Raw genomic sequence first — 10,312 nt, 5'->3', positions numbered from 1 at the left:
CGCCCTTCCCCGCCCAGGAGGTGAACACCGCCGACGTCGTCGACCTGATCACCACGCGGACCTACGCGGCGATCGACACCCTCCGGGACGTGCACGACGCCGTGGACGCCGAGGACCCCAGCACCAGCGATCTGCTGCACCAGATCATTCATTCCCTGGAGAAACTGGCGTGGATGATCAAGTCGGAGGACCGCGCGATCTGACCCGACCCCGGCTCCGCCGCGCTCGCGGCGGAGCCGGATGCTCATCCCCGGCCGAGGAGGTTGTGCTTGCGCACCTCGGGCAGGGACAAGGTCTTGTAACCGACTTCCTCGAACAGCACGGTGATGCGATCCGATTCGACGGACATGATGGTCCCGGCGCCCCAATCGCGGTGCCGCACCGGACTGTCCGCCGGGAACTCGGCGGTGCCGGGCGTGCGCCGTTCGGCGGTCCCGGCATCGCAGGTGTCGCAGGTGCCGCACGGGTCGAGTAGTTGCTCGCCGAAGTAGCCGAGCAAATGCTGCCGCCTGCAGCCGGTCGTCTCCGCGTAGCCGCGCATCATCTCGATGCGCGAGCGGGTCAGTTCTTCGTAGGCCTGTGCGGCTTCGGCCGCCTGTTCGACCGCCTGCTCGGGGGTGCGCCGGGAATCGGTCGCGAGGAGGCCGGACTCGGTGGTCGTGATCGCGCCGACCTGTTCGAGCAGGTTGATCGCCCGGGTACGCCGAGCGGGCGCGGCGTCGACCGCGAGCCGGGACGGCCGGACCGGACGGTCGTGCCGATACAGGGCATGGGCGACTTCGGCGATGGTGTCCTCGGGGACCGTCCTGGAAGTCAGGAACCTCTGCAGGCTCAGATCTTCGGGACGGTAGAACAAGATGACCTCGGCCCGCTCACCATCCCGTCCGGCTCGGCCGATCTGCTGGTAATACGAGTCCAGCGAATCCGGAGCCGACGCGTGGACGACGAAACGGACGTCGGGCTTATCGATCCCCATACCGAACGCCGAAGTAGCCACCACGACGTCGATCTCGTCGTTCAGGAACTTCTGATGCACCTCGTCGCGAACAGCCGCCTTCATGCCCGCGTGGTAAGCCGCTACTCGGATGCCGACCCCGGCCGCCTCTTCGGCGTAAAACTCGCTGTCCTTGCGGCTGGCCACATACACCAATCCCCGGCGCGTCGCAGGGTCGGCGGTCAGGGTCCGAATGCGGGTGATGACGGCGTTGCGCTTGTCCGCGTCGCGGGTGAATCGGTCGGCAGCCAGGTGCAGGTTCGGTCGATCGAAACTGGCGACGACTTCGCGGTGCTCCCGCATGCCCAGCCGGGACACGATGTCGCGCCGGACCGGTGGGGCGGCGGTCGCCGTCAAGGCGATCACCCGAGGATGCCCGAGCCGGTCGATCACCGGAGCCAGCCGCAGGTAGTCCGGCCGGAAGTCGTGTCCCCACGCCGAAACGCAATGCGCCTCGTCCACCACGAAAAGTGAAACCCGCAGCCCGGCCAGGTCGTCGACCAGATCCTCATTGGCCAGTTGCTCCGGCGAGAGGAAGACGTACTGGGCATCGCCGCGGCGCAAGGCGTCCCAGGCCGCTCGGCGCTCGCTCTTGCTCTGGGTGGAGTTCAACGCGACGGCATCCGGGGCCCGGCTGCCGTCGATACTCTCGATCTGGTCGTTCTGCAACGCGATGAGCGGAGACACCACCACGGTCGGACCGTCCAGCAGCAACGCGGGCACCTGATAGATCGCCGACTTACCCGCACCGGTCGGCAGCACGACCAGCACGTCCTCACCGGCCATCACCTGCTCCATGGCGTTCAGCTGCTCGTCGTGCAGGTGCGCCCAGCCGAACTTCTCGGCGGCGAGATTCCGCAGGCGCGTGCCGTATTCGGACGAGGTCGTCATCGGCTGGGCATACCACCACCGCCGCGGCGAAAACGTGCGGCCGAAACCCGCATTGGCCCATGCCCGGGCCGGGCGGCGCTCATCCGGCCTGCGGCACCGCGACGAGGTCGTCCAACGCGCCGATCAGGGGTGCCAGGCGCTGCAACTCATCCAGATGGGCGGCGCTGAGCAGGGCCAAGGTTTCCTTGCCCGCCTCGGTCAGCATGAGGCGGACGACGCGTCGATCGTTGCCCCCTCCGCGCTTGCGAGCGACGAGGCCGAGTTGCTCGGTGCGATCGATCAGTTGCACCACGCTGTGGTGACGGGTGGACAGGTATTCGGCGATCTCTCCGATGCTGGGCCCGCCCGGGTCGGCATGGCCTCGGATCGCCAGCAGCAGTTGATGCTGGGTATCGGTGAGCCCCACTTCGGCCGCCCGTCGTTCACTCCACCGCAGGAGCCGGCGAAGCCCGGCCCGGAACGCCAGCAGCTTCGAATACTCCTGGTCGGTGAGGTGTTGCGACGACATCGACCCATGCATCATGAAGTGATAGTATCACGAGATGATATATAAGTGAGCGGCGATCAGGACGGGCCGCGTTCCTGGACCGATTGCGGGCCGCCCCGGCTCGGGAGAGCTTCGATTCGCCACTACATCTGAAGGGTGGTGGAGAACATGAGTAGTGAAACCATGATGAGCCGGCATCCCGACATCGTGGAGTTGCGGGAAAAGTACGAGCGCGCCTCGGAAGCACCCGACGCCCAGGCGGTCACCGGCCTGCTGTTCCTGACCGGGCTGTATATCGCGATCTCCCCGTGGGTCGTGGGGTTCAACGGATTTTCGACCTTGACCGTCAACAACCTGATCTGCGGTATCGCCCTTGCGATGCTTGCTCTCGGGTTTGCCTCGGTGTACGGCCGGACCCACGGCCTCGTCTGGGCCGCTCCGCTGATCGGACTCTGGACGATCCTGGCCCCCTGGATCGTCAGCGGTAACGTCGACACCGCCTCGACGATCTGGAACAACGTTGTTGCCGGCGCCATCGCCGTGCTGCTCGGTCTCGGCTCGATGTTCCTCGGAATGAGCCGGACCGGACGACTCACCGGCCGAACGCGTGATGAAGGCACGGCGCGAACCCAGCGGCCGTCCGGGCTTCCGCCGGAAACTTCGGCGCGGTGATGCCCTCAGCAGTCGCAGTCGCCTTCCCCACCGGCGGCGTCGCTTCCGTCGGTGGCGAACGGGACCGGGCAGCAAGGGCTTTCGCTGCAGGCGATCAGGTCGTCACATCCGGCCGCGAGCGCGGCGCGCAGAGTGTCGCGCACCGCGGTCAGCTCGGCGACCTTCGCATCGATCTCGGCCAGCTTGGCCGTGGCGCGGGCCTGTAACCCGGCTTCGGCGCGGCGACGGCCGAACCGGGTGGCGGTGAGCAACTCGGTGACCTCGTCGAGGGTGAACCCCAGCCGCTGGGCCGCCTTGATCACCCGCAACACCGTCACCGCCCGCTCCGGATACAGACGATGCCCACCCAGGGACCGCTGCGGTTCGGCGAGCAGCCCGCGCCGCTCGTAGTACCGCAACGTCTGGGTGTTCACTCCCGCCGCCGCGGCCAGTTCGCCGGTGCGCAAGCCGGTCACTTCCGGCCGCCGATCGAAGCGTCCACCCGTTCCGCGAGCGCGTCCCGATCGAATTCCGCGACCCGGACAGGCTGCTCGACGGTGGGCAAGGTGCACGAATCCGGCACCCACTCCCCGGAAGAAGGCGAAATCGTCATACCGCCACGGTAAGCCTGTACCCGGGTACAGGATGCAACCCCAGCCCCTCGGCGCCACCACCGACGCGTGCGGCGGCGACCGCAACTGCCGCTGCCCCTGATCGGCGGCACGCGTTATCGCCGTGGGTGCATGTGCGCCGTCCAGGCGGCGATTTGCGTCCGCGAGGAGAAGCCGAGCTTGCCGAGGATGTTCTCCAAGTGCCGGTCGACGGTGCGTGGCGATACCACGAGCCGAAGCTGACGGGTTCGTCGGTACACACAGAGCCGCCCCTGAGTCCAGTGCACCCGCCGGTTCGGACGCGGCCTCGCCCGTGCCATCCGGCGTCGTGCACCGATTCAGCCGGCCCCATCGGTCGCGGCGTCGGCCGAATGACCGACTCGACCGGCGGGAGTGAGCGGCCGGGCGAGTCGCCCGACGCTGTGGAGGTGACGCAGGGCCTGCACGTAGGAGCCCGCGAGGCTGGTCTCGCAGTAGGGCAGTCCGAGTTCGGCGCAGTGCTTCGCGACCATCGGCTGCGCTCGGCGCAGGTTGGGCCTGGGCATGGACGGGAACAGGTGATGCTCGATCTGGTAGTTCAGGCCACCCAGGGCCGCATCGGTGAACCAGCCGCCGCGGACGTTGCGGGAGGTGAGCACCTGAAGGCGGAGAAAGCCCCTGGAGTCGGCGGCCGTCAGCACTTCCATCCCCTTGTGGTTGGGCGCGAAGGTGCAGCCCATATAGAACCCGAACAGGCCCTGCTGCACGAGGATGAAGACCACCGCCTTGACCGGGGACAAAACCAGGAACACCGTGCAGAGGTACCCCGTGGCGTGCGCGGCGAGCAAGAACGCCTCCAAGGCGCGGTGCGGGATCGCCCACCGCAGCACCGCACGGGCGCTCGCGTAGTGCAGGCTCGCGCCCTCCAACAGAAGCATCGGAAAGAACAGCCAAGCCTGGTTCTGGAAGATCAGCCGCCGTAGGCCCCGGCTCGCGCGCGCTCGATCGCCGGAGTGCGCCAGCACCCCCATGACGTCGGGGTCCGCGCCCTCGGTATTCGGATGCGCGTGGTGCCGGTTGTGATTACAGGTCCACCAGCCGATGCTCACCCCGATGCCGAGATTGCCGAAAAGCACTCCGTACAGGTAGTTGGCACGCCGGGTGACGAAGATCTGCCGGTGCCCGGCATCATGGCCCAGGAAGGCGATCTGGGCGAACACCGCAGCCAGGAACACGGCGACGCCCAGCTGCCACCAGGAATCGCCGATCCACACGAACGCCGCCCACCCGGCCGCCAGCGCCCCGGCGGTGATCGCACTCTTCCAGACGTAATAACGCAGTCGCCGCTTCAGCAGCCCTGCTTCCCGCACCCGCCGCAGCAACACCGCATACTCGCTGCCGCGCGCGGACACAGCACTTTCCATCACCACGGGCCGCCTACCGTCCTGCTCTCGCCATCATCCGCCGGACCTCATCCGACCACTGCTGCCCGATCGGAAGTCGAGCACAGAACGGCTCAACCTTCAGGAACAACAGGATGCCGCGCTCGGACCACCACTAGGTAAACACATGCACCGGTTCGCCACACATCCGCGTGACAAATCCACCTCCGCGAGCCGACGGATACACCTCCGACACTGCCTACACGACCAGGCCGGACATCGTGTCAGTGCAGATGTCAGGTCGGCGTCAGAGCGGTGTCAGCCGTGCTGGCGACAGTACTCATGTGAACAGCACGGCGATGGCAGCTTCCGGGATGCGGAAGACGTACATGGACAAGACGATCCTCGATGGCATCGCTCAGGTCGTCGGTGTCGGCCCCTGTCCGATGCTGCGCACGGAATGGCTCGACGGCATCGCCCGAGTGACGCGGTATCTGCGCGGCGATCACGCCTTCGCCCAGGTGATCCGATTCGCACTGGTCGGCGGCTCGAGCAACATCGCCTATCTCCTGCTGTTCGTAGCGATGGACGGGATCTGCCCACTGGTCGCCAATATCGCCGGTTCGATCGTCAGCACGGTGATCGCGAACGAATTGCATCGACGGCTCACCTTCCGCGCGGCTGGACGGGTCGGCTGGTTCACCGCACAGTGGGAAGGCGGCGGGCTGGCGCTGATCGGCCTTCTGATCAGCACCGCGGCGCTGGCCGGTCTGGAGTTCTGGGCCCCCGGCCTCGACGAGATCGCCCAGGCGGGCGCCGTGATCGCCGTCATGGCGGCGGTCGGCGGTATGCGCTTCCTGGCACTGCGTGGCCTCGTCTTCTGAAGGGTCTCCGACCTCGGATCGCCCTGGTCGATTCTTTTGGCGGGCCTCGGGGCCCTGGCTGGCCGCATGGCCCAGGCAACTGGTTTCGACGACCACGCCCAGAGGCGTCGAAGCGGGCCACGGCAGAGACATGAGCTCGAGATGGACGCCGCACGCGAGCAGTCGTGGTCGAGGCGCTAGCTGGCAGCCGGGTTCAATCGGGGTGGGTGGTGGTGTCGGTGCGCTGGTCCAGGGTGTGTTGAAGTTCGGTGTTGAGGCGTTGGGCTTCGGCGAGTTGGTCTTCGAGGATGACGATGCGGGTGGCGGCCTCGAGGGTGTTGCCGCTGTCGACGAGTTGGCGGACCCGCGCGGCCAAGCGCAGTTGGTAGCGGGAGTAACGGCGATGCCCACCCTCGGAGCGCTGTGGTGTCAGTAGCTCGGCGGCGTCGAGACCGCGGAGGAAGGCGGGGGTGACGCCGAGGATTTCCGCCGCCCGGCCCATGCTGTAGGCGGGGTAGTCATCGTCATCGAGCCGGTCCGCCGCACTGGAGCCGCTGGTGGGGTTCGTGTTCGGTTGGTCCACAACACCTCTCGGGGTCAACGCCGTCAGGCCCCGGCGCAGTGCGCCGGGGCCCGGGACTTTCGAAGGGGTTTGATTTCAATTCCATCCGCCGACCAGCAGGGTCGGCGTCGAACACCGCGCCGGATACTTCTTTCCGGGCACGGAGCGTGTAGGAAACTGTTTCAGCGACCACCTCCCGGATCGACGGACCTGTCTGCGGTATTGCGTCACCCCCTCCGGCGGTCCGGCCGACTGCACCGGATTCTCTTCTCCGCCGGAGGGGATGGTGGATCTTGCTTCCAGGCAGTTCACCTGCCCGGCCAACTGGACTTCGAATCTCCAACGACAGCGACTGTATACCTCGTCTCGCAGCATGTCTACATCCCTCGCTGTAGATTTTTTCCTGCCGGTGCGGGTGTTTACTTCCCGGCGTGCGCCGGGTATGCGTTGGGTGTGGATACCGAGCCCAAGCCGTCGGACGGTGTCGAACGGTGCGCGTTCGAGGCCACCAGGGCGGTGACCGAGCAGGCCAAAGGCATCGTGATGTTGCTGTACGGAATCGGCGAGGAGCGAGCGTTCCAGTTGATGCGGTCGTCTTCGCGGAACACCGATGTGCGCGTCCATGACCTGGCCCAGCGGATCGTCACCGAACTCCCGGGCTCAGGGGGGCAGCACACGGTCGGGCAGCTGCGCGCCGAACTGGACCGGATCATGCTCGGACCGCCGCCCCCGCGCGACTCCAGCGCGACCACGCCGCTGGGACCTACCCGTGATGCTCGATGAGCCCGTATCGGCGGTCCCACCCATGACGCTGCCGGAGGGGCCCGGCACGGACGCCGCCTACATCGTGATGACGATGTTGCCTCTGGCGTGATGTGCCAGCATGTGGGCGACCGCCTGGGCGGCTTCGGTGAGCGGGTAGGACTTCTCGATGATCACCTTGACGTCGCCGGATACCAGCAGGGCGGCGAGATCGCCGAGGTTCTCGCGGGTGGGCAGGCAGGTGGCGGTGCGGACATCGGTCGAGCCCCAGCGCATCGTCTTCGCTCGCACGATTCTCGGCAGGCTTCCCACCAGTCCGCGGCCGGGTCCGACGCTGTTGGGAATCAAGGTTCCGCCGGACGCCAGCAGGCGGGCTGTTCTGGCGGGCGGGTGATTCAACACGTTGTCGAGGATCACGTCGTAGCGCCGGGTGCCGCGGGTGTGATCCGTGCGGGTGTAGTCGATGACTTCGTCGGCGCCGAGCGCTTGGACGAACTCGGCGTTCCGTGTGCTGCACACGCCGGTGACATGCGCGCCGAGTGTTTTGGCGATCTGTACCGCGAATGTGCCGACGCCACCGGATGCGCCGTTGATCAGCACGCGCTTGCCCGGCCCGGTCCGCCCCACGTCTCGTATCGCGAGCAGTGCCGTGACGCCCGACATGACAGCCGCCGCTGCCTCCTCGAAGGACAGCGCGGCGGGTTTGGTGATCAGTCGAGACGCCGGCGCCACAGTGTATTGAGCGAACGTGCCGACCGACGACTTCGCGCTGTTGTCCCACAGCGAACCCAGCACCTCGTCGCCCGGCCGGAAGTCGGTCACGTTCTTGCCGACGGATTGCACGACTCCGGCGATATCGCTGCCCCGCACCGGCGCCGACGGTCCCGCGATGCCGAATTGCAGCCGCAGCAGGTACGGGACGCCGGTCACCGCGAGCCAGTCCGGGGTGTTCACGCTGGTGGCCCGCATCCGGATCAGGACGTCGTCGTCGCCGGGTGCGGGTCGGTCGACGTCGGCGAGTCCGAGCACCTGTTCGGGCAGGCCGTAGCCGCGTTGGACGATCGCCTGCATCGTGGGTCTCCGATCGCCGTCGGATGCGTCGGGTGTGATCGCGTTCGCCGAAGCCGACATGATGTCTCCTCGAATGGTCGGTGCCGGGCCGCCGGTGTCGACGGTATGACGCAATCTTGGCGATCCAAGGGGGTGCACCACATCGGACGAGCGGTTCGATCCGCGTCGTCCGGGAGGCCGGTGGCGCGCTGGTACTTTCGGCCGATGCGCGCGACCGGTCAGCGCTGGACGCGGCGGGTCTCGTAGGCCCAGATGACGATCTCGACGCGGTTGCGCGCGCCGAGTTTGGCCATCAGGCTCGCGATGTGGGTCTTGACCGTGCTGAGGCTGATGTACAGCTCCGCGGCGATCTCGTTGTTGGTGCGCCCGCGTGCGACGGCGGCCAGGATCTGCTCCTCGCGGTCGGTGAGCGCGGTGGCGGGCTGGACCTGCGACGCGGCGGGGCCGCCCGCGGCGAAGGCGGCCAGCAGGCGCGCGGTGACGCTCGGGGCGATGAGCGCGTCGCCGCGAGCGGCGGCGTGGACGGCCTGGGTGAGCATCGCTGCCCCGGCCTCCTTCAGCAGGAAGCCGCGGGCGCCTGCCCGCAGCGCCGCGTAGACGTATTCGTCGAGGTCGAAGGTGGTGATGACGACCACGGCGAGGGGGTCCTCGACGGTCGGCCCGGCCAGACGGCGGGTGGCTTCGATACCGTCGACGCCCGGCATGCGGATATCGAACAGGCACACGTCGGGGCGCAGGTCCATGGCGAGTTCGACGGCCTGTTCCCCGTCCGCCGCCGCGCCGACGACCTCGATGCCCGGCTGGGCGTCGAGGATCATCACCAGTCCGGTGCGGACGATCTCCTGGTCGTCGGCCACGACCACGCGCAGGCTCTGGTCCACCGGCTCACCGGTCCTCACGTCGCCGCGCCTTTGCGAGGCAGCACCGCCGTGACGGTCCATCCCCGGCCGGGGTTCGGGCCCGCCGCGCAGGTGCCGCCGAGCAAGTCGGCGCGCTCGATCATGCCGACCAGCCCGTAACCCGGTGATCCGACCGAGCGCGCGGCTGTGCCGTCGTCGCGCACGACCAGCCGCACGGCGGTGTCCTCGGCGGTGACCCGCACCTCGATGCGGGTGGCGTGCCGCGCGTGCCGCACGGCGTTGGTGACCGACTCCTGGGCCAGGCGGTAGATCGCGGTGCCGAGGGTCGCGGGCAGATCGGTGACGTCGCCGCTGATCGCCACGTCGACGGGCGGACCGGCGCCGGTGGGCTCGGCGAGTCGAGCCAGGTCGGCGATGCCCGGGTTGGGCGTGCGGTCCCCTTCCACCGGTGGCTGGTTGCGCCGCAGCACGCGCACGATGGCGCGCATCTCCGCGAGGGCGAGCGCTGCCTCGGACTCGATGAGCCGCAGCGCGTCGACGGCGGCGCCGGGTGTGGACTGCGCGGTCGCCAGACCCGCCTGGGCGCGAATCGCCATGGCCGAGACGTGATGCGCGACGGTGTCGTGCAGGTCGCGGGCCAGTCGTTCGCGTTCGATCAGCTTGACCTGGTCGAGTTCGCGCGCCTTCGCCCGAGCCCGGTACCGGAACGCCAGGCCGAGCGCCACGGCCGAGGACAGCACGACGAGCCCACCGGCGACATCGGTGACCGGCAGACCGCCGGCGAGCATGGCGATGCCCGCGGTCGCGAAGACGAGCACCGATCCCGTCACGATGTCCCGCCCGGATCCCCATCGGAACAACGCGTACGGCAGCAGTAGCATCGCCCCCATCGCGTCGATACCGGACTGATCGCCCCCCAGCAGCACGGTCGTCGCGGCTGACCCGGTGAAGGCGACAGCGACCATCAGCAACGGTCTGCTCCGGCGCCACAACAACGTGGGCATGATCGCGACCGCGACGAGAACCCAGACGACTCGATGCGAAAGATCCTGCCGCAGCGACCCTTCCAGCAGCACGAGCCCGAGGAACACCCCGACCAGCGCCCAGTCCCGCCAGGACCGCCGCGGCGGGTTCGGCGCGTGGGGCTCGTACCATACCGAGCGGAGGAGTTGACGCACGCCTCAATGATCGCGTTCGGA

13 protein-coding genes and 1 pseudogene are annotated in these 10,312 nt (G+C 68.1%); 4 read left to right on the top strand and 10 right to left on the bottom strand.

Going from position 1 to position 10,312, the window contains the following annotated elements:
* On the top strand, positions 1-203 hold a 203-nt coding region (locus tag HOV91_RS23115; RefSeq protein WP_281370929.1), incomplete at its 5' end, for a ferritin-like domain-containing protein.
* Between the two features lie 41 nt (positions 204-244).
* Here HOV91_RS23115 and HOV91_RS23110 read toward each other — a convergent pair.
* Positions 245-1,885: a RecQ family ATP-dependent DNA helicase gene (locus HOV91_RS23110; protein WP_174187512.1), complete on the bottom strand. Its 1,641-nt coding sequence runs from the start codon at positions 1,883-1,885 to the stop codon at positions 245-247.
* 79 nt (positions 1,886-1,964) lie between these two features.
* Positions 1,965-2,408 carry a MarR family winged helix-turn-helix transcriptional regulator gene (locus HOV91_RS23105; protein WP_246350588.1) on the bottom strand — a complete coding sequence of 148 codons (444 nt, stop codon included), beginning with the start codon at positions 2,406-2,408 and terminating at the stop codon, positions 1,965-1,967.
* A gap of 132 nt (positions 2,409-2,540) precedes the next feature.
* On the opposite strand from HOV91_RS23105, the gene HOV91_RS23100 reads away from it, so the two are divergent.
* Entirely contained in the window at positions 2,541-3,044 is a 504-nt protein-coding gene (locus HOV91_RS23100; RefSeq protein WP_174187511.1) for an SPW repeat protein, read from the top strand.
* Positions 3,045-3,049: 5 nt separating this feature from the next.
* On the opposite strand, the gene HOV91_RS23095 is transcribed toward HOV91_RS23100, so the two are convergent.
* The 4 genes and pseudogenes from HOV91_RS23095 to HOV91_RS23080 all read right to left on the bottom strand — a co-directional run bounded on the left by HOV91_RS23095 (position 3,050) and on the right by HOV91_RS23080 (position 5,037).
* Complete coding sequence (locus tag HOV91_RS23095; RefSeq protein WP_174187510.1) at positions 3,050-3,499, bottom strand: MerR family transcriptional regulator; 450 nt, start codon at positions 3,497-3,499, stop codon at positions 3,050-3,052.
* On the bottom strand, positions 3,496-3,636 hold the full coding sequence (locus HOV91_RS23090; protein ID WP_174187509.1) for a hypothetical protein: 141 nt from the start codon (positions 3,634-3,636) through the stop codon (positions 3,496-3,498). The genes HOV91_RS23095 and HOV91_RS23090 overlap by 4 nt, the downstream gene beginning before the upstream one ends.
* Positions 3,637-3,750: 114 nt before the next feature.
* A pseudogene (locus tag HOV91_RS40850) lies at positions 3,751-3,870 on the bottom strand (LuxR C-terminal-related transcriptional regulator); the annotation flags it as partial.
* 102 nt (positions 3,871-3,972) lie between these two features.
* Positions 3,973-5,037, bottom strand: a complete 1,065-nt coding sequence (locus tag HOV91_RS23080) for a fatty acid desaturase family protein (RefSeq protein WP_174187516.1) — start codon at positions 5,035-5,037, stop codon at positions 3,973-3,975.
* Positions 5,038-5,384: 347 nt separating this feature from the next.
* Between HOV91_RS23080 and HOV91_RS23075 the strand changes: the two genes are divergently transcribed.
* Positions 5,385-5,879: a GtrA family protein gene (locus HOV91_RS23075; protein ID WP_174187507.1), complete on the top strand. Its 495-nt coding sequence runs from the start codon at positions 5,385-5,387 to the stop codon at positions 5,877-5,879.
* 193 nt (positions 5,880-6,072) lie between these two features.
* Here the strand turns inward: HOV91_RS23075 and HOV91_RS23070 are convergent, their stop codons facing one another.
* Positions 6,073-6,441: a MerR family transcriptional regulator gene (locus HOV91_RS23070; RefSeq protein ID WP_312884740.1), complete on the bottom strand. Its 369-nt coding sequence runs from the start codon at positions 6,439-6,441 to the stop codon at positions 6,073-6,075.
* 432 nt (positions 6,442-6,873) lie between these two features.
* On the opposite strand from HOV91_RS23070, the gene HOV91_RS23065 reads away from it, so the two are divergent.
* Entirely contained in the window at positions 6,874-7,203 is a 330-nt protein-coding gene (locus tag HOV91_RS23065; protein WP_174187506.1) for an ANTAR domain-containing protein, read from the top strand.
* A 57-nt stretch (positions 7,204-7,260) separates the two neighbouring features.
* On the opposite strand, the gene HOV91_RS23060 is transcribed toward HOV91_RS23065, so the two are convergent.
* The 3 genes from HOV91_RS23060 to HOV91_RS40000 all read right to left on the bottom strand — a co-directional run bounded on the left by HOV91_RS23060 (position 7,261) and on the right by HOV91_RS40000 (position 10,291).
* Complete coding sequence (locus HOV91_RS23060) at positions 7,261-8,313, bottom strand: NAD(P)-dependent alcohol dehydrogenase (RefSeq protein ID WP_217441038.1); 1,053 nt, start codon at positions 8,311-8,313, stop codon at positions 7,261-7,263.
* Positions 8,314-8,471: 158 nt separating this feature from the next.
* The gene (locus HOV91_RS23055; protein WP_312884739.1) at positions 8,472-9,152 is read right to left on the bottom strand and encodes a response regulator; all 681 of its coding nucleotides are present in this window, start codon (positions 9,150-9,152) and stop codon (positions 8,472-8,474) included.
* Positions 9,149-10,291: a sensor histidine kinase gene (locus tag HOV91_RS40000; RefSeq protein WP_174187504.1), complete on the bottom strand. Its 1,143-nt coding sequence runs from the start codon at positions 10,289-10,291 to the stop codon at positions 9,149-9,151. Before HOV91_RS40000 ends, HOV91_RS23055 begins: the two co-directional genes overlap by 4 nt.
* Positions 10,292-10,312 lie beyond the last annotated feature (21 nt).

Source organism: Nocardia barduliensis, assembly GCF_013315795.1.
Lineage (GTDB): Bacteria > Actinomycetota > Actinomycetes > Mycobacteriales > Mycobacteriaceae > Nocardia > Nocardia barduliensis.
The sequence above is the reverse complement of the archived record's forward strand: the minus strand, read 5'-3'. Positions and strand labels throughout refer to the sequence as shown.

Coding starts and splice junctions, on each gene's coding strand:
- HOV91_RS23110 (WP_174187512.1), bottom strand. CDS start 1,885: ATGACGACCTCGTCCGAATACGGCACGCGCCTGCGGAATCTCGCCGCC.
- HOV91_RS23105 (WP_246350588.1), bottom strand. CDS start 2,408: ATGATGCATGGGTCGATGTCGTCGCAACACCTCACCGACCAGGAGTAT.
- HOV91_RS23100 (WP_174187511.1), top strand. CDS start 2,541: ATGAGTAGTGAAACCATGATGAGCCGGCATCCCGACATCGTGGAGTTG.
- HOV91_RS23090 (WP_174187509.1), bottom strand. CDS start 3,636: ATGACGATTTCGCCTTCTTCCGGGGAGTGGGTGCCGGATTCGTGCACC.
- HOV91_RS23080 (WP_174187516.1), bottom strand. CDS start 5,037: ATGGAAAGTGCTGTGTCCGCGCGCGGCAGCGAGTATGCGGTGTTGCTG.
- HOV91_RS23075 (WP_174187507.1), top strand. CDS start 5,385: ATGGACAAGACGATCCTCGATGGCATCGCTCAGGTCGTCGGTGTCGGC.
- HOV91_RS23060 (WP_217441038.1), bottom strand. CDS start 8,313: ATGTCGGCTTCGGCGAACGCGATCACACCCGACGCATCCGACGGCGAT.